The sequence below is a fragment of the Sulfuriferula sp. GW1 genome (genome assembly GCF_047300855.1).
GTDB lineage: Bacteria > Pseudomonadota > Gammaproteobacteria > Burkholderiales > Sulfuriferulaceae > Sulfuriferula.
Window position 1 is genome coordinate 2818937 of the sequence record NZ_CP170197.1, and the last position, 23434, is coordinate 2842370.

The window sequence follows — 23434 nt, forward strand, 5'->3', positions numbered from 1 at the left end:
CATTTGATTATTCAATAGTAATGCATGTTATGACAGCCTTGTGACAAACTCGTGACAATGCCGGATAACGCATCGCCTTTTGTTTCACCCCCGTGTCGGTTATGATTCTGGCTGTTTTCTCTGATTGTTTTCGCACCATGGATAACTCCACCCACTTTGGTTTCAAGACGGTTGCCGAATCCGAAAAGGCGACCAAGGTCGCCGATGTTTTTCATTCCGTCGCGCTGCGTTACGACGTCATGAACGACCTGATGTCGGCTGGGCTGCATCGCGCCTGGAAGCGTTTCACGGTCGAGACTTCGGGCGTCAGGCCAGGCAATCGCGTGCTTGACGTGGCAGGCGGTACCGCCGACCTTACCCGGCTATTCTTGAAAAAAGTGGGTAGTTCCGGCCAGGTCTGGCTGACCGACATCAATAGTTCGATGCTCAGCGTGGGACGCGACCGCATGCTGGACGAAGGACAGGCGGTGCCAGTGGCACAGTGCGACGGCGAAAAACTGCCGTTCCCGGACAACTATTTCGACTGCGTTAGCGTGGCTTTCGGTTTGCGCAACATGACCCACAAAGACCTCGCGCTGGCCGACATGTATCGTGTGCTGCGCCCCGGCGGACGGCTGCTGGTGCTGGAATTTTCCAAGATATGGAAACCGTTGGCGCCGCTTTACGACGCCTACTCGTTCAAGCTGCTGCCGTTCATGGGCAAGCTGGTCGCCAAGGACGCCGGCAGCTACCAATACCTGGCTGAATCCATCCGCATGCATCCCGGTCAGGAGGAACTCAAGACCATGATGAAACACGCCGGATTTGCCAAAGTCGACTACTACAACCTGAGCGGCGGTGTGGTCGCCTTGCACAAAGGCTACAAGTTTTAATGCTGTCCAGCCTGGCTGCCGGTGCGGGCTTGCCGCTGCTCAATCACTTGTTGCACGGTGCACCGTGGGCGCGCCAGCGCTTGCTGGCGTGGGCCGGCCATACCGTCAGCATCAAGCTGTTCCCGCTACGCCTCACTCTGACAGTCACAGCAGGGGGCACGTTTGCTACGGCCGAGGCCGGCGCAGCGCCCGATGCCCATATCGAGCTTGGCCCAGTGCAGGCGGCTCGCCTGGCTATGAAAGATCCGGCCGCATTCCAGAATGTCGTCATTGAGGGCGATGCGCAGTTTGCCGCGACCCTGGGCAGCATTTTCCGGGAGCTGGATTGGGATGCGGAAGCGGATCTGGCACGCGTAGTGGGCGACGTTGCCGCCCATCGCCTTGTGCACAGCGCACGCAGCCTGCATGCATGGCAACGTCACGCCATGGATAGCGCGCAACAATCACTGGTCGAATATGCCACCGAGGAACGCCCGCTGCTCGCCAAACGCCGTCACATCGCCACTTTTATTGATGACGTCGATGCAGTGCGTGACGATACCGCGCGTCTGGAAAAACGCTTGCAACTGTTCGCCGCGCGTCGCAACGTAGACTAATGCGAATTTTACGACTGATTACCATCATCTGGGTCGCGCTACGCTTTGGCCTGGACGAGTTCTTTCTTGGCCACGAGCGCGTGCGTGCACTGCGCTGGCTGGTCAAAACCACGTTGTTCTGGCGCAACCTGTCCGAGCCGCGCGCCGTGCGGCTGCGCCGGGCGCTGGAAGCGCTCGGTCCGATTTTCGTTAAATTCGGCCAGATGCTGTCCACCCGCCGCGACCTGATGCCGCCGGACATTGCCGACGAACTGGCGCGCCTGCAGGACCGTGTGCCGCCCTTCCCCGCCGAGGAGGTCCGCACTACTTTGCAGCGCGTCTACGGCAAGCCGGTGGAGCAGGTGTTTGCGCAATTCGAAGCCGAGCCGGTGGCGAGCGCCTCTATGGCGCAGGTGCATTTTGCCGTATTGCAGGACGGTACCGAGGCTGCCGTCAAAGTGCTGCGCCCCGGCATCGGCGCGGTGATCGAGCACGACCTCGGCCTGCTGGAAGCCGGCGCCCTGCTGGTGGAAAAACTGTTCGCCGATGGTCCGCGCCTGCACCCGCGCGAAGTGGTGGGGGAGTTCCGCAAAACCCTCACCGACGAGCTCGATCTGATGCGCGAGGCCTCCAACTGCTCGCAGTTGCGGCGCAATTTCGAAGACTCCGAGCTGCTCATCGTGCCGGAAGTTTATTGGGATTATTGCGAGCCCGAGGTAATGGTGATGGAGCGCATGAAAGGCGTACCCATCAGCCAGATCGACACGCTGCGCGCGATGGGCGTGGACATCCCCAAGCTCGCTATGGCCGGTGTGGAAATATTTTTCACCCAGGTATTTCGTGACGCTTTTTTCCATGCCGACATGCATCCCGGCAATATCCAGGTCAATGCGCGCGGGCAATACATCGCGCTTGATTTCGGCATCATGGGCACGCTCACCGAAGTCGATAAAAATTACCTGGCGCAAAATTTCCTGGCATTTTTCCAGCGCGACTATCGTGCCGTGGCACAGGCGCATGTGGACGCAGGCTGGACGCCCTCCGACACCCGCGTGGACGAATTCGAAGCCGCCATCCGCGCTGTGTGCGAGCCGGTATTCGACCGGCCATTGAAGGAAATCTCCTTCGGCAAGGTGCTGCTGCGCCTGTTCCAGACCTCGCGCCGCTTCAACATGGAAATCCAGCCGCAACTGGTGCTGTTGCAAAAAACCCTGCTCAACATCGAAGGCCTCGGCCGCCAGCTCGACCCTGACCTGGATTTGTGGAAAACCGCCAAACCGTTTCTGGAACGCTGGATGAACGAGCAGGTGGGCTGGCGCGGGGCAATCAAGTCCATCAAACAGGAAGCGCCGCGCTGGGCCGTTTTGCTGCCGCAACTGCCGCGTCTGGCGCATGCCTACCTCGCGCACAACCGCAGTGCTGATCTGGCGGCACTATCCAGACAGCTGACTGCCGGCCAGGCGCGCCAGCAAAAAATTCTGGCGCTGATCGCTTTGCTGCTCGCCATTTTGGCCGCGCTGGCCGGGTATAGCCTATTCAGACATTAAACTTGGGAAGTTGAAGCCACAGAGAACACAGAGGCCACGGAGTTGGCGCAAATTTTGAGAAGAATTGTTTTTCTGCTGATAGGCGAGTCTGGAAAGGCCGCCCCTACGTTGCCTTCCCTCTGCGTTCTCTGTGCTCTCTGTGGCCAAAGCCATTTTTTAAATCGAGGGACGCCATGCTGATCTGGTTTGTAATGCTATATTTACTCATCTCCATCGGCATCGGCCTATACGCTGCAACCCGTGTGCATAGCGCCAAGGACTATGCCGTCGCCGGACGCTCGCTGCCACTGTACATCGTCACCGCCACCGTATTCGCGACCTGGTTCGGCTCGGAAACGGTGCTCGGCACCTCCGCCACCTTCCTGCAGGATGGCCTCAGGGGCATCGTCGCCGACCCGTTCGGCGCCAGCCTATGCCTGGTGCTGGTCGGACTGTTTTTTGCGCGCAAGCTGTACCGCATGAACCTGCTCACCATCGGCGATTATTACCGCCAGCGCTATGGCCGCACGGTCGAACTGCTCACCAGCCTGGCGATCGTGACGTCTTACCTGGGCTGGGTTTCGGCGCAGATCACCGCATTGGGGCTGGTGTTCTCGCTACTCAGCCACGGCAGCATCAGCGCGCACGACGGCATGATCATCGGCGCCGGCATCGTGCTGGTGTACACCCTGTTCGGCGGCATGTGGTCGGTGGCGCTCACCGATTTTTTCCAGATGATCATCATCGTTATCGGCATGCTTTACATCGGCTGGGTGGTGAGCGGCTACGCCGGCGGCGCCGGCAACGTGATCAGCCACGCGCAGGCGGCGGGCAAGTTCGAATTCTGGCCCAGGCTGGAAACACGTGACATATTGGCTTTCATCGCCGCCTGGGTGACCATGATGTTCGGCTCGATTCCGCAGCAGGATGTATTCCAGCGCGTGATGTCGGCCAAATCGGAAAACATCGCGGTGACGGGTGCGGTGCTGGGCGGCAGCCTGTATTTCCTGTTCGCCTTCATCCCCATCTTCCTGGCCTATTCCGCCCTGCTGATTGATCCGGCTTCGGTCAACGCGCTGCTGGGCACGGACCCGCAGCACATCCTGCCCGACCTGATCCTCAACCGCACGCCGGTATTCGCCCAGGTCATGTTCTTCGGCGCGCTGCTGTCCGCGATCATGAGCACCGCCAGCGGCACCTTGCTGGCGCCGTCGGTTACCTTTACAGAGAACATCATCAAACCTTTCATCGGCCACCTCAGCGACCGCCATCTGCTATGGGCCATGCGTGGCGTGGTGGTCGGCTTTGCCTGCATTGTCACCGTATTCGCGCTCAACTCCAACGCCAGCATCTACAAGATGGTAGAGAACGCCTACAAGGTCACCCTGGTAGCAGCCTTCGTCCCGCTGGTGTTCGGTCTGTACTGGAAGCGCGCCAACACCCAGGGCGCGCTGTTCGCCATCGCGCTGGGCGTGTCGTCGTGGCTGCTGCTGGAAATCTTCCACCCGGATGGCCTATGGCCGCCGCAGCTGTTCGGCTTGCTGATGAGTCTGGCGGGGATGCTGGCGGGGTCTTTGATTAGCTCGAGGTATCGCGTTTGACCTCGTCAGGGATTTGTCAGTAGTTTTTACAGTACCGCCTGGGAACTTTCCAGACGAGCTGCTGCCGCCCGCACCATTAAAACTTAACATACTGAAGTTAAATATAATTTTGTTTAATTCTCTATGTTGGCATGGGTAATGCTTAGCGATTGATAAGGGCAGTGCGATAGTGATCGCGGAATGCAGTAATCGTGACTGACCCTAAATTTATTTAAGGAGAAAAAAATGTCATTTTCAATCAGGTCCAAAAGGACACTGCGCTTGGCAATGCTGGGACTTCTCGGATCCCAAGCGTTGCCCGCATTGGCGACACCCGTAGTGATTCAAAACGGCTATGTCCAAGCCGGGGTAAGCGATTACGGAACCTTGGGCTCGGACGGGAACACCTCGCCTGGCATCTTGTTCGACAAAACAGGAACCGGAAGCTACGGAGTCAATGATTTTCTGACGCCAGGTACCCCATTCGAAGGGTTTTACGTCACCACAGCAACGGGTGTGGGCAACGCTGGCTCGAACAATACTGGGTACCCAGCAGACTTCGGCACTACGTCTCCGACATCATCGAGTGGCACGAGCGCGAGCTGGAGTGGCGCGACCAGGTATTTCAGCATTACCAACACTTACAGCTTGACGACATTGAGCGGACAATCGGTCATTGCCATTAATTCAGTGTTGACCAATACATCGGACGGAACTTTGTCAGGCGTTAGCTTCCTTCGCACACTGGATCCTGATCCGGACGTCAATGCCTTCGGTTCCTACGATACCAATAATGTTGTGCTGTCCGACAACCAGGCTTGCGGTACGGGGCCTTCCAGTGGTCAGACGATCTGTATTTACAGCTTTGACACAGGCATACATAAAGCGGGGGTAAGTTCTTCGTGGTCGGAAGATCCGGCAACCTATCTGGCAGGAGTCAACAGCGGCCCTACTGGTGATTATGCGATAGGTATAGGATTTGATCTTGGGGACATCGCTGCAGGCCAATCGGTTTCGCTCAGTTATGGCTACTCCCTGGGCGCGACGAAGGAAATTGCCAGTGGTGGTGGAACCGTTCCCGAACCAGCATCTCTGGCGCTGCTCGGCATCGGTCTGGTAGGACTGGTGGCTGCGCGTCGTCGCAAGCAGATGGCTTGACCTGTCGGATTACTTGACAGCAAAACGGCGGCCTTAGCCGCCGTTTTTTATTGCCCGTATGACATCATCCGCTACCCGATTAACGCAAATACCCCTCATGTTCCAGCTTGAGCAAAATCCGTTGCACCGCTTCGTCCACACTCAAGTCCGTGGTATCGATCGACAGCTCTGGCCGCTCCGGAACCTCGTAGGGGTCGGAAACACCGGTGAACTCCTTGATCAGCCCCGCCCGCGCCTTGGCATACAGTCCCTTGCGATCGCGCAATTCGCAGGTTTCGATGGGGGTGGCGACAAAGACTTCCAGAAAACCGCCGAGGGGTTCGATCATGGCACGCACATCGCGGCGCGTATTGCGATAAGGCGCAATCGGCGCGCAGATGGCGATACCGCGGTTCTTGGTGATTTCCGACGCCACAAAACCGATGCGGAGCACATTGATGTTGCGATGCTCGCGCGAGAAGCCGAGTTCGGACGACAGGTGGCGGCGCACGATATCGCCATCCAGCAGGGTGACTGAGCGGCCGCCCATTTCCATCAGGCGCGTGCCCAGTGCACGCGCGATGGTGGATTTTCCTGCCCCGGACAGGCCGGTGAAAAACACCGTGAAGCCCTGCCGGTCGCGCGGCGGGTAACTGCGGCGCATTTCCGCCAGCACTTCAGGGAATGTATACCAATCCGGAATATTCACCCCCGCTTGCAGCCTGCGCTGAATTTCCGCACCGGTAAGGGTCAGCGCACGCGCGCCTTTGGGGAGTTCTTCCAGGGGCATGAACTGGGCGCGTTCTTCCACGTATACCATGCGCGGAAACGGGATCAGGCCCACGCCGATTTCAGCGATGTGGTCGGCGACGCGCTGATAATCCTCGTGCTGCACGATATCAGTACCGCGCCGGTGTTGGCCGTGTGTATCATGTTCGCCACCGACTATCAGGTGCGAGCAGCCGTAATTGCGCTGGATGATGGCGCGCGCGAGCGTGTCACGCACACCGCCGTCGCGGACATACACCGGCGACAAGGCCAACTGGCTGGTGGCCGAAGGAAAACGCCCGATCACGGCCTGATAGCTCCGCACCAGGGCAAAATAATCTGCACTTTCTACCGGGTCGCCACCCGCCATCGGGTGGATCAGCAGGTTGGCCTCATTCTGTACTGCAGCACGCAGAATAAACTCATACTGGGCACGCTGCAGTTGGGTACGCGCGGGATAAGCAATCACATTGCGCCAGCCAAGCCGCGTGAAGCCGGCGCGCAATTCGGCCGGGGTGAGACGCAATGCCATGAAATCGTGGCGTAGCGGCAACGACAGACCTTCGACAGCACCACCCACATACCATTTTGGCGGTGCATCGGCTGCGTATCCCAATTGCTCGGCTTCAAGCTCGATATCCGCCTGCCAGATCTCGTTCACCATGACCACTGCCAGCATGAAGCCTTCCGGGTCGCGCAATGCCAGCGGCTCTCCGGGTTTCAGGCTGCGCGCCAGCGTTTCGTGGACTTGCAATACAACCGGGAGTGCCCAGGCACGGCCATCGGCAAGGCGCATGGAATGCAGCACGCTCAGATAATCGGCTTGACTGAGATAGCCGGTAAGCGGCGCATATCCCCCATTCAGCAACAATTCCAGATCGCATTGTTGACGCCAGTTCAAATCCAGTGACGGCAGGTGGAACGCATCACGCTTGAGCTCCACGGCACGCGTGCTGTTCACCAACAAATTCACCAACTCGCCGCCGTAAGGCGTGATCAACTGCTCCACAGCATCTCCCTTAATTCTTTTCGAATATCGTATAAAAGCGATTTACAAACGCTTCCAGTTCCGCCTCGGGCAAGTGGTTAATACCCGCCGCACCGCGACGGCCCCCGCCCGTGGCAAAGCTGCTGCATAACACATCCGCACCAGCCTTGGTCGTCTGCGGTGCACGCACGCTCACCACATAGCCGCCACCGGGTTTGTGGGTCAACACGGCATGGGCGCGTTCGGGATAATCGGTTGCCAGACGGTTACCGAACACACCGGATACGCGCCGGCTCCAGGTCGCATCGGGTAACAAGTAAACGGCACCGCCACTGCGAACTTGAATTGGCTGCACGGCGTGGGCTCGGGCCATGTCCTCGACGTACCCATCACGCAGTACCTGGTAAGCAGGTTCAGTCTGGATAAGTTCGAATGGATCGGTGTACGCATGCACCATACGGTAGAGCTCTATCGGCGCGTAAAACAGATCCGCCAGCGTGTCGCCGTAGCCGTTGTAGTTGATGCATTCACCCAGATTGCGCAGGTCATCCAGCTGCGCTTCGCTCAAATTCAGCGGAGCGGCCGTCGTACGCGCGGCACCGGCCATGTTGTCGCCAAACGCTGCAACCACTGCCCAGATCAACTGACTACCGCCCAGATAGCGGTTCACCAGAAGACTGGTACAGACATTGGCGTCGGTATCGATGTACGCATCCAGATGCGGATGCTGGGGGATGTCGCCGGGAATATGGTGGTCGAAATAACGCACATGCGCGCCGGCTGCGAGCAGGGCGACTAGCGCCGCATGGTTTTTGCTCATGGCAATATCGAGCACGGTAATCTCATCACCCGCCGCCGCGTGCACCTGCGCAAGCAGCCCGATATCGCGCTTCACCCCGCTAATCAGGATGGCCTCCAGCGGCTGTGCCAAACGCAACTGGTGCAAAGCACAAATACCGTCCGCATCACCATTGAATACATCAAAATACCGTGTCACGTTTTGCCGCCTCCCTGGCTTATTCCGGAACCGTTGCAGCAGCGCTATATCATACCTGCTTCTGCTACCATCACCTCATGTCTCACACCTCTTCACCTTCAAGCTTGACCCGCCTGATGCGGCTCGGTGCGCTGCTGCTATATCTGCTGCTGATTGGATACGGCAGCCTCTATCCATTCAGCGGCTGGCGTGCGCCCCTGAATGGCAGCCTGGCGTTCCTGTCAGCACCCTGGCCGCACCATATTACTCGTACCGACCTGATTACCAACATTCTGGCCTATCTGCCACTGGGTTATCTGCTCGCAGCCTGGCTACGCCTGTATCTGTCGCGCTGGCGCACCGTGTTATGGGCAATCCTGGCCACCTCGCTGTTCAGCCTGCTGATGGAATGGTCGCAGACGTTCCTGCCTGGCCGCATCGCAGCAACACAGGACATTGCAGCCAATGTGACGGGTGCCATGGTAGGCGTGATGCTTTACCGCCTGCTACAGGAAAGCAAATGGCCCGGGCGTCTGCTGCCCCGCTGGCGTGGGCGCTGGCTGGCACCCGGGCTGTGGAGCAATTTCGGTCTGCTCGTGCTGGCATTATGGGGATTATCGCAACTCAGCCTGGATGTTCCCTCATTGGTAGCGGGCAATCTTAAAACCCATTTTGTGCCATTTTGGGAGATTCCCGGCAGCGATGGCTACCGGTTTCATCTGTTACATGCGCTGATATTTGGATTCGAAGAAGGGCTGGCAAGTTTGCTAATTGCCGGCCTGATGCGCCATCCGCCCAGAAAACTGTCCGGATGGGCCGCAATTTTTGGATTTGTCCTGGTGTGCAAATTGCTCGCCGCTGCGTTGCTGTTAAAAGGCTGGGTGCTGCCGCGACTCTTGTCTGCCGAGATGGTGAGCGGCATGGCGCTGGCGGCGCTGCTGATTATCTGGGCAAGGCGCGAACCGGCTGGTTTACATGCACAGTTTTTGGCCTTGCTGCTGACGCTGGCCGGGGCATTGCAATTCCTGCTGCACAGCAACGCAATGCGCGCTTTTTCCGGCGGCAGCGGGGCCGTCCCCCTCAACATTACCGCGCTCGCAGCCTGGGTTGCACTGGCGTGGCCGGCATTGGTATTGATATTACTGTGGCTGCGCCCGAGGCCGCTTGCGCGCAGCGTGCCGTAAATGGGGCCGCTCGCGTACTGCTGTCCAGGTCCACAACAGGAAAAACAATAACGTCATTCGCGGTGCATCAAACAGGCTGTCCACCACGCCTACGGTGAGGAACGCCGCCAGTGCTGCTGCCTGCGCAGGCGCCGGACAATAATCATGTGCCCCATTACATGGCCCCTGCTTGGCCTATCTGATGCCTCACTGGTGCGCAAGGTTGCAATGAATATCTGCAACGTCGACACGAGTTGTCGATTGCACTCCTTGATATGCATGCGCCTACACTCGTGCTCAGCGTGGCATTCTGTTCGAAGTTCTCTTTCGGGAATGGTGGCCGGCCCTGATTTCTACGTTACGCAACGGGAAATTTTTCCGGCTGCCAAATAGCCAGCCCAACACCGGATACTGAATTAGTACGAACAAACCGATTGTCCCGAAGTAAACCACCAGATATCGCAGCATCAATAGGTATCCATGTGCATAGTGAGCCCGATCAGGACTCAGCAGGAATTGCATGGCCGAGAATACCTGGCCGTATTTGACAAGGGCATCTTCGGTTCCATATCGGACGGCCAGATAGGCTAGCGGCAAGGAAAACATAAATCCAACCAGCACCTCTGCGCGTAGACCGTTATGTCTCCATCGCTGCAGTTGAGCCGCCAGCAATGTCCCGCCGAATGCTACCAGGGCTGCGAAAGCCGAGAGCAGAAGGGCCGCGCTTACGCTGCCACCACCCGCCATTAGTTCGGTAAGATTGTCGGTCGCCGCATTGGTGACAACAGCCCAATAAAGCAGCGGGAACAATGCCGAAACGGTTATCACCCATGACAACAATGCGGTTGCCGATTTTTGTCTGTATGCAAGCCAGATCGCTGCTCCGGTTCCGCCGGTAATCGATAACGACAGCGCAGTGAACAAGGCAACGAACCGAACTGCAGTTTCCCAGTACCAAGGCAAGGCCAGCGTCGGGTGACCGACAATCTTGTAGATTCTGTCGAGGGAAACGGAGACGCTGATCAGCAACCATGCCACAATTGCATGCACGCCAAGCATTCCCGGATAAAGCCATGCCCGCCAGAGCCTGCGTGTCAGCCTGTTCACGATGACGACCGGGAATCCAAGGCTCCAGCAAATGAAGAAAGAAAGCGCAATCAGTGACAGGAAAGGGTGAACGGGATGTAGCAACCCTCTCACATCGTAATGAACAGCCGGGGAATGCATTGCAAGCCACCCCCCTGCCACAATGAGGCTGATTACACCCAGCAATTGCATTAAAAGTTTGCCGAACGCCTCTCCATTTGCTGCACCTGTGGTTTCCTGATCGGTGACGTCGGCATGCCTTGTGATTCTCTCCGTAGTTTCGTCAACCGCATTGCTGCGAGGTGGGCGTATTGGCATTGCCGTTTCGGCCTGTTTGGAAAATTGGCTGGAAGTAACTCTTTCGGTTCGTACCCGGTCGGCATCAATCGTCCTGCTGTCTCTTCCACCAACTTTCCTCTTGTCCGACTCGATCACCAACATAGGCAACAGCAAAATCAGATAGAAAAGAAACGCAATGCGCGGGGCCTCGAGGGGGCTTCCGAACAGACCTACGCTCAGGAACCCCCCCAGGGAAGCAAGCAAGATGACGTATACAAAATGGCCCTGGCGCGTGGCTTTCAACAGTGTTGCAAAGCTATATGACACCAGCAGAAAAAGCAGAAGCGCGCCCACCCATCCTTGTTCAAAAAAGGCTTGCACCCAGATATTTTCGATATGCCAGGGCCAGTGATTAAACGCTGAAAAAAACCAGTGTTCATTCCCTTTTGAAAAGTCGCCATTCGAAACGAGTTCGCGGCCATCCGTCCTGGAGAGATGCACATTGTCGACATCCGCCACGCCATGACCCGTATTTTCCAGAATCAGCTTCACGGTTCGCCGGGCAAACCATGGCCCTTCTCCCAAGGACCCCGAATCCACCGAGAACGCGTAATGTACCCAGCCCTCCTGTATCCCGGATTGTTTGATATTCGAAGCCTTGCAGTGCCTAGATTCAATGTAAGTCCGTTCACAGATCATGACATTGAGGCTGCCTCGAGATGACTTGCTACGGAGATCCAGAGACAGCTTGTAATCTGTATGCGGATTCACTGCCACAATCTGTTCGAGATAGATCGGATCACCCGCACCAAGGCTAAGATAAGCATTGTCGTTTTCCACCGAATAGCGGTAGGTTGCAGGGATGGTACCGGTAGAATTTCTATAGAAGTAGGTTTCAGGAAAGCGGCCGAGGCCCATGCCAAACGTCATAGTCAGCCAACCCGAGTCCATTATTTCCAGCGTGTCCCGCCAGTGTGCGAGTCGGGTCGAGAAGTCCAATGGGACCAGTGCAAGCCGGCTCTTAGCGTATGAGCCTTCCAGGATCGGAACCGCGACAATCACCGCGATCACAACGGACAGGGCAGCAGCAGCGAAGAAAGGCCTTCGCTGCCGCCACCGCTTTGCTCCGGTCATCAGGCTTCCCGCTGCCAGTATCGTCATCGAGACGCCAAATCCAAGGTAGCCGCCCCTGGCAAACGTCACGAATAGCGCATACGTTCCGGCGGTGAAGAGCAAGAGTGCAAAAGCGCGCTGAACCATGCTTCTGTGATAGAAGGCCCAAGCCACGGTGAATGGCAAAACCGCGACCAGATACGCCTCAATGTGGGAGCCGCCAGTATGCATGCTCGAGAACAGCCCAGAAACCCGGAACTCGCTGGAAAAATTGAGGAGGCCCGGAAACAGTAGGCGTTCCCATAACACCGCGAGAATGACGCCAGTCAAACCCATGACCATACCTGCGCTGAATCGTCGTAAAACGTTCACACCGGAGCGCATGTGGTAGAAGACCAATGGAATCAATCCGGCCACTTCGAAAAAACCCTTCGCCGCGGGAAGAGCATTGTACTTGCTGTAGTAATTGGAAAAGGCATTGAGATCCAGCGGTTGAAGAGGGAGCAAACCAATCAGCAGACTGGCAAAAGACGACACACCGAAGGCCAAAAGAAGAAAACGCAGTCCCCGCGGCATTCCCACCTTGGATGGTGTAGAGGCGATGGTCCAGAAACCGATGCCGATGGTAGTCAGCACCAACAAATCGAATTCGTTGAAGAAAAACCATCCGGTCCAGGGTGCCAAATCGAATGTTGGCAGCAGCGCGGGGATGATGAATAGCCAGACCGCAGGAAATCTCAGCATCAGCACTGCGTACAGGGTGACGGCAATGGCCAGCAGGCGAGGTTCCGATGGAAAAAGGTACAGTCCCCATGCCGTTGCACCGAGTGCCAGTACGGAAACAATCCGAAATGCAAAGAACCGCAGGTTCTTGACGCCGTGTGGTCGAATCTCCTCGATGGATTCCTGCTTGGCCGGGGGTGTAGGTGTTGGAAGACCAGCTTGAGTACGATGGATCAGCCAAGGCCATAACGCGAATCCGCTGGCACCCCCGCTTGCGCCTAGCAGGATGTTCGTCGTATCCGGATGTTTACTTGCGATAAAAAGTTTCCCTGCTTCCATGACGAAAGCCAGCCCCGCGCTGACCAGCGCAACGGTCAACGCGGGGCTCGCTTGAGAGCGCACATCGCGTCTTCCGACCCACAGCCAGAATCCAATTCCGACAGGAATGTAGAGCAGAAAGTACATGACCACACTGGAGGTCGCCCATGCCGTACTTGCAAAGTAAAGATAGTAGAAGGGCGTGAGGTGGAGTGTCTGGAAGCGATCCGCGGCTCCGGCCATGCTCTCCCAGGCATTTGTGAGATAACCGTTTGTTGCAAGCAATATCAGAAAATAGGGAATTGCAGCCAATAAAACGGCTCGTTTTGACACAGGGCCAATGGGCATTCTGCCGGCTGCTCGAGTCAATGTTTGCAGCGCTGCTATCCACCAGCGCCCTAAGAGAATCCAGAGGGCGATGCCGAGCAAGGCACCAATAGCTTGCGCAACGATATCGCCCCAGGATGAGGTACGTGTTGGCAGGAACACTTGCAGAAACTCGACCGAGATCGCGACAAAAATACACGCGAGCCATATCAAACCTGCCACAGCGATATTGCGCAGCGGTCGTCCTGTCTTCGCAAAGGCGCCGAACCAAAAAAAAGCAAGGGGTACAGCAAGCAGGATATTGGTCGTCCTGTCTGCAAGCGAAATTAGTGTTGATCCAGTTCCTGCGTTGAGAAACATTTGCCAGGCTTCCGACAGAGAATGCGCGTGGAAATCCAACGGTACCAAGCTGCCGTAAACCACAAAGCACAGGTAGGTTAGCGCCGCGTAAGTGATCAATGTGCTGCGCTCTGGCTTGTTGCTCATAAAATCCCCCTTATTTGCGCGGCGGGCGTGCCAGCAAGAGTGGTGTACTTGCCCCGGTCCGCGCACTGGACAATGTGCCCATATCATCCAGATTGCGGCGTTGTCCGGCATAGTCGCGCGTCAGTTCAGACAGCCCTTTCAGGCGTTCGGCAGACACACGCAGCCGGTGTATCGGCGTGACATCCAACTCAGGCGGCGCTGCGTCCGGGCGCCGCAGATACAACCTAGCACTGGCATAGTCCTGCGCCAGATTGCCTGTATCCACGAGGCCTGCCACAGCCCGGCCAGCGAAGATCAAATTATGCGTGAATGACATCTCTGCCTCCGGTGTATCTGGCTTATGCAGCAAGCGTACGCCATCCCCGCTGGCGACAATGGTGTTGTAGGCAATCACGATATTTTTCGGAATGTCGTGATGCGGCTGGATATGCACTGCGTCGCCCGCCGGGTTGACGAAGATATTGTTGTACAGCGCAATATTGCCTTCCCCCTGAAACAGGGCTTCAGTCGGGTTGCCATAGAAAAAATTGGCGTAAATCCGGTAGCGATCATTTACGCCGTTGCCCGTAAGCGGCCAATGCCCAACCAGCACATTGGGGCGCGCCAGCTGGCCGTTGCTGGCATTGTTTGCCTTGCTGAACACGTTGTGGCGGATGATGGTCTGCCGGGCTGTGACAGGCATTCCGGGCACGCTGGCGCGGACGATCTGGTGTTTGATTTGCAGGTTATAGCCCAGCGTGTAGGCGATATAGTTATATTCGATCACGCCGCCGACAAACGCGTCGCTGCCATCCGAATTGCCGAGGTACATACCGGTGCCTGCGCCGAGAATCACATTGTCGCGAATCACCCAGTCCCACGCCGGACATTTGGTGGAGATGCCTACGGTTTGCTGGTTGTTGCCGTGTCCCTGGATCAGCAAATTGGTCAGCGTAATATGATGCGCAAAATGCGCATGGCCTTCGGCGCGTACGCCGTCCACCGGCAGGTTGCCCCCGTCGAGGACCAAATCACGGATTTCAACATAAGCTGAATCCACGATGCTCACTGTGTTGGCGCCGGAACGGGCATGAAACACTGCACGCGCCGGTGCGACTGGCCCGGCAATGACAATGGGGCGGTTGGGAAGGCCGACCAGCTGGTGCACAGGCAGACCGTTCGTATAATCGCCTGCTGCGAGTTGCAGCCGATCGCCAGGCTTCAGGGTGTGTATCAGTGCGCGATAATTGGCAGGATTGGCGCTGATTATTCGTGCTTCAGCCGTAACGCCGCCCCCAGCCCAGAGGATGAATATCACCTGCCACACAAAGCGCCAGGCCGTCGTCACGATGTTAATCCGGCAAGCCGGCAAGTTTCTGCTCAAGCTGGCGTACCAGGGCATTGACGTTCTGCCGGCTGGTGTCGATTACCACGTCGGCCACTTCGCGATACAGCGGGTCGCGCTCGGTGTACAGCTCGCGCAAGCGCGCCTTGGGGTCGGCTGTTTGCAATAACGGACGATTGCGGTCATGGCGCGTACGCTGCCATAATTCCTCCACCGCACCGCGCAGATATACGACCGTGCCGCGCGACTTCAACAAGGCTCGGGTTTGCGCACTCAATACTGCTCCACCCCCTGTGGCCAACACCACGTTGTCGAGGCTGCTCAACTCGTCAATGACAGCTTCTTCACGCCTGCGAAAACCCGCCTCACCTTCTACTTCGAATATCACCGGAATCGTTACGCCATTGCGACGTACCAGTTCATGGTCGGAATCATAAAAGCTTTTATCGAGGTGTCTGGCCAGCAATTTGCCCACTGTTGTTTTGCCGGCACCCATCAGGCCGACCAGAATAATATTGGTATGTTTATCAGTCATGGCAGGATTGTAGCGAAAGCGGACGCTGCTACCTAGTCCGGCTATTTGAACAGACGAAAAAAAAGCGGGCTATGCCCGCTTTTTTAATGAATGCGTTTTAACGCAATTCCATATTGTCTTTAATAATGCGCGGCGTGAGGAAAATCAGCAATTCGGTTTTACCATCTTGCTTGTTCGTCGTTTTGAACAGATTTCCGAATACCGGAATATCTCCCAACAAGGGCACCTTGTTTACATCTGTGCGTACGCTTTGCTCATAAATGCCACCCAGTACCGCCGTTTCACCATTCTTCAAACGTACCTGTGTTTTAACCCGTTTTGTATCTATCGCCGGGTTTCCTGCTGTAGACGCACCCACTGCATCTTTCTGCACTTCAACATTCAGGATCACAGAATCATTGTTGAGTATCTGAGGATTAACCAGCAGACACAAGAAAGCATCCTTAAACGTCACAGTAGGTGGGGAGTTCGCGGTACCCGGCGTAATGTAAGGAATCTGCGTACCTTGCAGGATGACCGCAGGTCTCTGGTTGGAGGTCACTACGCGCGGATTGGAGATAATCTTGCCGCGATTGTCCGCTTCCAAGGCGGACAACTCGAGGCTTACCAAATTGCCGCTGCCCAGATTAATCAGCGACAAACCCAGCGTGCCGGCTGCAGCCCCGCCTGTTATCGCAGGCAGATCCACATTAAATGGCGCCGCACCATTCACGCCTGAGGTTATCCCGCTCGCTGCGTTAGCTGCGCTATTCGAGACTCCCACACTATCGCCTTTCCGACCATGCTGGACACCAAAACGCACGCCCAACTGGCGGCTGAACCCATCATCCGCCACCACCACGCGCGCTTCGATCATCACCTGTTTGGCAGGGATATCGATCAACTTGAGCAATTCGCGTACTTCGTCCTGCTTGCTGGGCGTGTCGCTAACTATCAGGCTATTTGTTTGCGGCTCTGACGAAGCGCTGCCGCGCGAGGACAGTATCCGGCTCACACCACCAACTGAACCAGATACCGTAGTTGGTGCGGCCGTAGTTGTCACTGGAGTTGCTTTGACACCTTGTGCTTGCGCCGAACATGACACATCTTCTCCGTTATCGCCCGGTGCCGCAGCTTGCCCTTGCAATACCCGGGCAGCTTGCTCGGCACGCATGTAGTTAAGCTCATAGCTGCGCACTACCAATGGTTCCAGTGCCTGTGTAGCCTGACGCGACTCCAGTTCGGCTTTTTCTTTGGCAACCAGCTCATCCTTGGGCGCAATCCAGATCACATTACCATTGACGCGCTTGTCCAGACCTTTGCTTTGCATGATGATATCGAGTGCCTGATCCCAGGGCACGTCTTTCAGACGCAGGGTAAGGTTGCCATTCACCGTGTCACTGGTGATGATGTTAAGACCGGTAAAATCCGCAATTACTTGCAGCACCGAGCGCACCTCAACGTTCTGGAAGTTCAGGGAGAGTTTATCGCCGGTATACTTGGGCTTGCCTGAGCCGGTTTTACCGGATTCTTCCTGTTTGGCACGCACTTCTATGGTGAACTGGTTGTCAGCCTGATAAGCGGAGTACTCGTAGTCGCCTTTGGGCTCCACTATCATGCGCACGTTACCACCGTTGCTCTGGGTTTCAATAAATTTGACTGGCGTTGCGAAATCATTGACATCAAGACGGCGTTGCAGGCTGCGCGGCACGTCAGTATTAAGGAAATCCACAACCAGTTGTTGACCCTGCTTGCGAATATCGATGCCGGTGGTGGTGTCGGACAAGGTCGTTACAATGCGCCCTTCTCCGCTTGACCCACGGTGAAAATCAATATCGCGCACGCTGTGCTTCGCAGCGCTCGGCGCGCCTTCAGCGAAACGCGGCGTTTCATTACTGGTAATCTTATTATTGGAGGCCTGCAAGGTAATGAACAGATCATTACCCTCAATGCGTGTGGTGTACTGGGCAGCCTTGGACAGGTTCATCACCAGGCGAGTACGGTCTCCAGCTTGCACGATATTGATATTACGCAGGGCACCCTGTCCGACATTGACGGTATTTTTACCTAGGCCATTGCTGGCACCGGCCAGATCAAGCACGACACGCGGCGGATTGTTAATGGCAAAGCCGGCCGGACTAGCTTTAAGTGGCTGCTTTAAACCCACCTTAATCAGAAGCTTGCCATCTTCCAGCGTGGAATAATCAAGTGACTGGACGCTATTGGCGTCGCTTCCGGCGGCACGTACTGTCTGCATACCCATGGCCAGGAATAAGGCAACGGCGATACATGCAAGTAATTGTTGGTATAGATGAGCCAGTTTGTTTTTCATGGTAGACCTCATATTTACTGTTCCTGCAGGGTAAGGTTGCTTTCGCGCTCTGCCCAGTCGCCTGCGCTGTCCTGCACGATTTCTTTTATTTTCACGGTGGTGTCATTCACTGCGGTAACCAGACCAAAATTTTGTCCCATGTGGTTGCCGCTATGAACCCGGTAAATTGCATTGTCCGGCGCCTTGATAATTGCAAATGTCTGGCCTTTTTGCTTGAGTACGCCCACCATTTTCAGGCTTTCCAATGCGTAGGCTTCGAGCGGCTCTTTGGGACGATTCATATCCGGCTGCAGTCCGCCGCCACCTTGAGACAGCTTGAGCTTGCGTGGCTTGAACGGGTCGGGAAGGTCAAATGCCGCATAGGTAAACGGCTGATAAGGCTTGACCTCAGGCAATGGATCAACCTTGCCGCGCAGATTGTTGCCCGAGTTTTTGACAAACTGCTCCAGGTCTTCATAGCCACTACCGCCGCATGCGGCGAGGCTTAATAACAGGATAATGGAAACGAGCCGTTTCATTTTTTAGCTGCTCCCTTGGCGCCTTTTTTTTGCGCCGCAATTTCGTCATCGTCCAGATAACGATAGGTTTTCACGACGGCATTCATGGATAAGGCACCGTCTTTTTCCGGACTGATTTCAATATCATGCAAGGTAACAATACGCGGCAGTTGCGCGATGTCGCTGGCAAAGGCGCCAAGATCATGATAACTGCCGGTAAGGCGCACGCTGATTGGCAATTCTGCGTAGAAATCGCCGATTTTTTCTGTGCCTGGCTTGAATAACTCAAATTGCAGGCCACGTCCCAGCCCTGCCTGGTTAATGTCGGTCAGCAGCGCATCCATCTCGGACTTGTTGGGTAACTGTTTGAGGAGCGCGCCGAACGAACGCTCTATGTCCTTGAGCTGCTGTTTGTAAGCGTCAAGGTTAATAGCCTGACGCTTTTTGTTCATGTAAGTATCGCGCAGGGACATCTCTTCCTGCTTGGCAGTATTTAATGCATCGAGTTGCCCACTCCAGCCAAACCAGTAGCCGGCGAAAACAATCGCCACAAACAGCACCGCCAGAAGAGTTGCCTTGACGCTCATCTGCGCATTGGCAAGATCCTTCAGACTGAGATTATTCAGGTCATCTAGGGTCATGATTTACCGCCATTTTTTTCTTGGACATCGGCGCTGCCCTGTGGCTGTTTCTGCTGCACATTGAGGTTGAATTCATTGGCGCGCAAACCTTGTACGGTTGCAGCATGAATTTCAATCAATGCCGGCGATTCCAGCCAAGGCGATGACTCCAGATTGCGCATCAGGCTGGAAACGCGCGCACTGGACTGGGCATACCCTTGCAGATTGATGGTATTGCCGGTCTGCTTGATGGATTTCAGGTACAGTCCCTCTGGCAATAGCCGCACCAACTGGTCAAGCAAATGCACCTCGTTGGATCTGTTGGTTTGCAAAGTCTCTACCGCTTGCTTTCGGGCAAGCAACGACTGCGTCTGCTCCTTGAGCCCCTTGATCTCAACAATATCCTTGTCGAGTTTGGCGATTTCGGCTTTCAAATATTCATTACGTTTTGCCTGGGTCTGTTGGCGAGCATCCAGCGCCAGATAGCCCAAAATAACGATGGCGATACCAAACAGGGCGACCGCCCCCAGCAACAGATTGAACTGCCGTTGGCGTGCCGCGCGCTTGACTTCACGATGCGGGAGAAGGTTGATGCGTATCATGCTGGGTCAAACCTCCTCATCGCCAGCCCGCAGGCAACTATCAGTGCAGGCGCATCGAGCGCAAGCCGACCCGGCTGTACTTTGTTTGAAACAGCCATATTGGCAAATGGATTGGCGACCATGGTACTGGCCTGGGTACGTCCGGCAACCTTTTCATCCAGACCGGGGATGGCTGCACAACCGCCTGCAAGCACTATGTGATCAACTTTGCTATACGGTGTGGAAGTAAAGAATAACTGCAACGCGCGGCTGATTTCCAGCGCTACCGTATCGGTAAATGGCTCCAGCACTTCTGGCTCATAGCTTTCCGGCAAGTTACCGCCGCGTTTGGCTTTTTCTGCTTCTTCTATTGACATGCCGTAGCGGCGCTGGATTTCCTGTGTCAGCTGATTACCACCAAACGATTGCTCACGCTGGTACATCATTTGTCCATCCACAAATACCATGATATGCATGATTGCCGCACCGATATCAATCAGCGCAACAGTTTGCCCGCGCCCCTCGTCGGGCAACATGTGCGTCATGGCTTCGTACGCTGTCTGGCTGGCATTGGATTCCATATCCATTACTAGCACTTTTAGCCCGGCAGCTTCAGCTGCGGCCACGCGATCTTCTACCTTTTCCTTGCGGCTGGCGGCGAGCAACACCTCCACCTCGCCCGGATTATTCGGCGCAGAACCCAGTATCTGGAAATCCAGGTTCACCTCATCCAGCGCGAACGGAATGGACTGGTTGGCTTCTGCCTCAACCTGCGATTCCAGTTCTTGCTCGGGCAGGTCGGCGGGTAGGATAATTTTCTTGGTAATGACTGCAGCAGCGGGCAGCGCAAGCGCAACATGTTTTGCGCGGCTACCCATGTCTTTCCAGGCGCGCCGGATAGCATCCGCCACTTCGTCAAGCTTGGCGATATTCCCATCGACCACAGCATCTTTGGGCAATGGCTCGATCGTATAGCGCTCGATACGATACAGACCCCTCCCTGCATCGCTGACTTCCACCATCTTGATGGCGCTGGTGCTGATATCAACGCCAATCAGAGGGGGAGACTTCGCTTTGAAGAAATCGAACTGCAATGGAAATCCCTTTTTTAATGTAATAGTTAGGAACTAAATACACAATTCACGTTAAATGCTAACAACAAGTTTATATGCTGTAAAGGTTTTTACGCTTTCCGCAATCCAAACCATTGTCACAACAAGCGTGTTTTAACTTGCCTACTGATAACGCCTATAATGTCGGGAACTTTAGATTCCTCACCCAAGATTTTTTACTGATCCCAAAATGTTCAAATCCCGTTGGCACTATCTCATTGCTGCACTGGTTACTTTTTTTCTGCTTATTGCCGCTTTGGGAGTCCTTGCTGCAGTATTGATTTATCCCAACTTACCCAGCCTGGATAGCCTTACCGATTACCGTCCCAAAGTCCCGATGCGGGTCTACACAGCGGATAATTCTCTGATTGCCGAATTCGGGGAGGAGCGGCGCGCCGTGGTCAGCCTTTCCAATATCCCTCATTTTGTCCCGCAAGCCATTCTGGCTGCAGAAGATGAGCGTTTTTATCAGCACGGCGGTGTGGATACCTTGGGCATTTTGCGCGCCGCGCTAAGTAACGTGATGTCGGGCGGCGCCAAAGAAGGCGCTTCCACCATCACCATGCAGGTGGCACGAAATTTCTTTCTGACTCGCGAAAAAACTTTCGCACGTAAATTGAACGAAGCGCTGCTCTCAATCAAGATTGAGCACGCCTTGTCCAAGGATCAGATTCTCACTCTGTATATCAATCAGATTTACCTTGGTCAGCGTGCCTATGGTTTTGGCGCCGCCTCCTATGCTTATTTCGGCAAACCATTGCAGAAAGTCACTATTGCCGAGGCGGCGATGCTGGCCGGATTGCCCAAGGCGCCGTCACGCTACAACCCGGTGGTCAACTTCGAGCGTGCGCGTCAGCGTCAGTTATACGTACTTAACCGTATGCATGTACTCAAATACATTGATGACGCCCAATACGAGCAAGCCAAAAACCAGCATCTGGTGATCCGCAGCGGACCGCTGAGTACAAAAAACGTCAGCGCAGATTATGTAGCCGAGATGGTGCGGCAGGCCATGTACGATCGCTACCAGGATGCCATCTACACCAGCGGAATGAAGGTCTATACGACAATACGTAAACGCGATCAGGATGCCGCCGACCAGGCGTTGTGGCAGGGCGTAATGGATTACGATCAACGCCACGGCTATCGCGGTGTGGAGGGATTTGTCCAGATACCTGCAGACGATCAGAATATCGAAGCTACGCTGGATGACGCCTTGCAGAATTCAGTTGTCGTCCATAATTTGCAACCCGCTGTGGTGCTGGAAGCGAAGCCCAAACAGGTACGCGCTTACAGCAAGGATTCCGGCATGATTACCATCACCGGCTCCGGACTCAAATTTGCCCAGCGTGCACTTACGGGCGGCCTCCCGGCCAAGCTTGATATCCGGCGCGGGGCATTGATCCGGGTTGAGAAAGATAGCAAGACTGGCGCGTGGCGGATTGTTCAGATACCCACTGTAGAGGCCGCATTTATCTCTATCGACCCGAAAACCGGTGCGATTCTGTCACTGGTCGGCGGTTTCGACTACAACCTTAATAAGTTCAACCATGTTACCCAGGCATGGCGCCAGCCCGGCTCAAGCTTCAAACCTTTCATTTACTCTGCTGCACTGGAAAAAGGCTTTACAGCCGCCACGCTGGTGGATGATGCGCCTCTTACAATCCCGGCTGCGCAGGCCGGCGGCGTGGAGTGGTCTCCAAAAGACTACGAAGATACCTATTCCGGCATAGTCAGCGTGCGTCAGGCGCTGACCAAATCCCTGAACCTGCCTACCATTCGAATCCTGCAGGCGATCGGTCCTAATTACGCGCGCGACTACGCAAAACGTTTCGGTTTCGACCCTGCGCGCCAGCCCCCTTATCTCACTCTGGCGCTCGGCGCCGGTTCGGTCACGCCACTGCAGATGGCGAGGGGCTATACCGCGTTTGCCAATGGCGGCAGGTTAGCCACCCCCTACCTGATTACCCGCGTTGTAGATCAGCAAGGGCGAATCCTAAGCCAGACCGTGCCGGAAAAACCGCGTCAGGTGATCGACCCGCGCAATGCATTTATCATGACCAGTTTGATGCAAAGTGTAGTGCGGCGTGGCACTGCCGCACGCGCCATGCAGCTGGGGCGCAGCGATCTGGCGGGTAAAACAGGCACCACCAACGACCAGTTCGATGCATGGTTTACCGGCTATCAATCCAGTGTAGTGGGTGTTGCCTGGATCGGCTTTGACCAACCGCGCACTCTCGGCAGAGGCGAAACCGGGGCCCAGGCCGCACTGCCGATCTGGATGAAATACATGGGAACGGTATTGCGTGATGTGCCACAAACCGGTTACGCGGTGCCCAGTGGCATTGTCACCGCCACCATCAATCCCCTCACAGGTCTGCCAGCCGCGAACGGCGAAACGGGCTACAACGAATATTTTTATCAGGAGACCGTACCCGTGCTCACCACCGTCCCTGCCATTCCCGAGGCGGTGCCCGCTACACCGGAGACCCCTCAACCGGACACCCCACAACCTGACTCCAGTCCGGTGTTTTAGA

17 protein-coding genes are annotated in these 23434 nt (G+C 55.8%); 7 read left to right on the forward strand and 10 right to left on the reverse strand.

Annotation, left to right across the window (positions count from 1 at the left end; all coding sequences use genetic code 11):
• Positions 1-137: 137 nt before the first annotated feature.
• From ubiE to ACFDAU_RS14000, 5 genes are all read left to right on the forward strand, one after another.
• A complete protein-coding gene (gene ubiE, locus ACFDAU_RS13980) occupies positions 138-872 on the forward strand; it encodes a bifunctional demethylmenaquinone methyltransferase/2-methoxy-6-polyprenyl-1,4-benzoquinol methylase UbiE (protein WP_413437509.1) in 735 nt (244 codons plus the stop codon).
• On the forward strand, positions 872-1468 hold the full coding sequence (locus ACFDAU_RS13985) for an SCP2 domain-containing protein (RefSeq protein WP_413437510.1): 597 nt from the start codon (positions 872-874) through the stop codon (positions 1466-1468). Before ubiE ends, ACFDAU_RS13985 begins: the two co-directional genes overlap by 1 nt.
• The gene (ubiB, locus tag ACFDAU_RS13990; protein WP_413437511.1) at positions 1468-2994 is read left to right on the forward strand and encodes a ubiquinone biosynthesis regulatory protein kinase UbiB; all 1527 of its coding nucleotides are present in this window, start codon (positions 1468-1470) and stop codon (positions 2992-2994) included. Before ACFDAU_RS13985 ends, ubiB begins: the two co-directional genes overlap by 1 nt.
• A gap of 173 nt (positions 2995-3167) precedes the next feature.
• A complete protein-coding gene (locus ACFDAU_RS13995; protein WP_413437512.1) occupies positions 3168-4574 on the forward strand; it encodes a sodium:solute symporter family protein in 1407 nt (468 codons plus the stop codon).
• A gap of 225 nt (positions 4575-4799) precedes the next feature.
• Entirely contained in the window at positions 4800-5711 is a 912-nt protein-coding gene (locus ACFDAU_RS14000) for a PEP-CTERM sorting domain-containing protein (RefSeq protein WP_413437513.1), read from the forward strand.
• Between the two features lie 79 nt (positions 5712-5790).
• On the opposite strand, the gene ACFDAU_RS14005 is transcribed toward ACFDAU_RS14000, so the two are convergent.
• Complete coding sequence (locus tag ACFDAU_RS14005; RefSeq protein WP_413437514.1) at positions 5791-7467, reverse strand: bifunctional sulfate adenylyltransferase/adenylylsulfate kinase; 1677 nt, start codon at positions 7465-7467, stop codon at positions 5791-5793.
• Positions 7468-7477: 10 nt separating this feature from the next.
• Positions 7478-8443, reverse strand: coding sequence for an acetyltransferase (locus ACFDAU_RS14010; protein WP_413437515.1), 966 nt, complete (start codon positions 8441-8443; stop codon positions 7478-7480).
• A 77-nt stretch (positions 8444-8520) separates the two neighbouring features.
• Between ACFDAU_RS14010 and ACFDAU_RS14015 the strand changes: the two genes are divergently transcribed.
• The gene (locus tag ACFDAU_RS14015; RefSeq protein WP_413437516.1) at positions 8521-9606 is read left to right on the forward strand and encodes a VanZ family protein; all 1086 of its coding nucleotides are present in this window, start codon (positions 8521-8523) and stop codon (positions 9604-9606) included.
• Positions 9607-9882: 276 nt separating this feature from the next.
• On the opposite strand, the gene ACFDAU_RS14020 is transcribed toward ACFDAU_RS14015, so the two are convergent.
• From ACFDAU_RS14020 to ACFDAU_RS14055, 8 genes are all read right to left on the reverse strand, one after another.
• Positions 9883-13917 (reverse strand): VanZ family protein, encoded by a 4035-nt coding sequence (locus ACFDAU_RS14020; protein ID WP_413437517.1) that lies wholly within the window; start codon positions 13915-13917, stop codon positions 9883-9885.
• A gap of 10 nt (positions 13918-13927) precedes the next feature.
• The gene (locus ACFDAU_RS14025) at positions 13928-15244 is read right to left on the reverse strand and encodes a hypothetical protein (RefSeq protein WP_413437518.1); all 1317 of its coding nucleotides are present in this window, start codon (positions 15242-15244) and stop codon (positions 13928-13930) included.
• A 4-nt stretch (positions 15245-15248) separates the two neighbouring features.
• Positions 15249-15776, reverse strand: coding sequence for a shikimate kinase (locus tag ACFDAU_RS14030; RefSeq protein WP_413437519.1), 528 nt, complete (start codon positions 15774-15776; stop codon positions 15249-15251).
• 97 nt (positions 15777-15873) lie between these two features.
• The gene (pilQ, locus tag ACFDAU_RS14035) at positions 15874-18087 is read right to left on the reverse strand and encodes a type IV pilus secretin PilQ (protein WP_413437521.1); all 2214 of its coding nucleotides are present in this window, start codon (positions 18085-18087) and stop codon (positions 15874-15876) included.
• Between the two features lie 14 nt (positions 18088-18101).
• On the reverse strand, positions 18102-18605 hold the full coding sequence (locus ACFDAU_RS14040; protein ID WP_413437522.1) for a pilus assembly protein PilP: 504 nt from the start codon (positions 18603-18605) through the stop codon (positions 18102-18104).
• Positions 18602-19225, reverse strand: coding sequence for a type 4a pilus biogenesis protein PilO (locus ACFDAU_RS14045; protein WP_413437523.1), 624 nt, complete (start codon positions 19223-19225; stop codon positions 18602-18604). The genes ACFDAU_RS14040 and ACFDAU_RS14045 overlap by 4 nt, the downstream gene beginning before the upstream one ends.
• Entirely contained in the window at positions 19222-19806 is a 585-nt protein-coding gene (locus ACFDAU_RS14050) for a PilN domain-containing protein (RefSeq protein WP_413437524.1), read from the reverse strand. The genes ACFDAU_RS14045 and ACFDAU_RS14050 overlap by 4 nt, the downstream gene beginning before the upstream one ends.
• Complete coding sequence (locus tag ACFDAU_RS14055) at positions 19803-20879, reverse strand: pilus assembly protein PilM (protein WP_413437525.1); 1077 nt, start codon at positions 20877-20879, stop codon at positions 19803-19805. Before ACFDAU_RS14055 ends, ACFDAU_RS14050 begins: the two co-directional genes overlap by 4 nt.
• Before the next feature lie 208 nt (positions 20880-21087).
• Between ACFDAU_RS14055 and ACFDAU_RS14060 the strand changes: the two genes are divergently transcribed.
• Positions 21088-23433 carry a penicillin-binding protein 1A gene (locus ACFDAU_RS14060; RefSeq protein WP_413437526.1) on the forward strand — a complete coding sequence of 782 codons (2346 nt, stop codon included), beginning with the start codon at positions 21088-21090 and terminating at the stop codon, positions 23431-23433.
• Position 23434: the final 1 nt, after the last annotated feature.

Excerpts from the sequence above, each read along its gene's own strand:
- ubiE (WP_413437509.1), top strand. The coding sequence starts at position 138 with ATGGATAACTCCACCCACTTTGGTTTCAAGACGGTTGCCGAATCCGAA.
- ACFDAU_RS13985 (WP_413437510.1), top strand. The coding sequence starts at position 872 with ATGCTGTCCAGCCTGGCTGCCGGTGCGGGCTTGCCGCTGCTCAATCAC.
- ACFDAU_RS14000 (WP_413437513.1), top strand. The coding sequence starts at position 4,800 with ATGTCATTTTCAATCAGGTCCAAAAGGACACTGCGCTTGGCAATGCTG.
- ACFDAU_RS14020 (WP_413437517.1), bottom strand. The coding sequence starts at position 13,917 with ATGAGCAACAAGCCAGAGCGCAGCACATTGATCACTTACGCGGCGCTA.
- ACFDAU_RS14050 (WP_413437524.1), bottom strand. The coding sequence starts at position 19,806 with ATGATACGCATCAACCTTCTCCCGCATCGTGAAGTCAAGCGCGCGGCA.
- ACFDAU_RS14060 (WP_413437526.1), top strand. The coding sequence starts at position 21,088 with ATGTTCAAATCCCGTTGGCACTATCTCATTGCTGCACTGGTTACTTTT.
- ACFDAU_RS14015 (WP_413437516.1), top strand. The coding sequence starts at position 8,521 with ATGTCTCACACCTCTTCACCTTCAAGCTTGACCCGCCTGATGCGGCTC.
- ubiB (WP_413437511.1), top strand. The coding sequence starts at position 1,468 with ATGCGAATTTTACGACTGATTACCATCATCTGGGTCGCGCTACGCTTT.
- ACFDAU_RS14030 (WP_413437519.1), bottom strand. The coding sequence starts at position 15,776 with ATGACTGATAAACATACCAATATTATTCTGGTCGGCCTGATGGGTGCC.
- ACFDAU_RS14040 (WP_413437522.1), bottom strand. The coding sequence starts at position 18,605 with ATGAAACGGCTCGTTTCCATTATCCTGTTATTAAGCCTCGCCGCATGC.
- ACFDAU_RS13995 (WP_413437512.1), top strand. The coding sequence starts at position 3,168 with ATGCTGATCTGGTTTGTAATGCTATATTTACTCATCTCCATCGGCATC.
- ACFDAU_RS14045 (WP_413437523.1), bottom strand. The coding sequence starts at position 19,225 with ATGACCCTAGATGACCTGAATAATCTCAGTCTGAAGGATCTTGCCAAT.
- pilQ (WP_413437521.1), bottom strand. The coding sequence starts at position 18,087 with ATGAAAAACAAACTGGCTCATCTATACCAACAATTACTTGCATGTATC.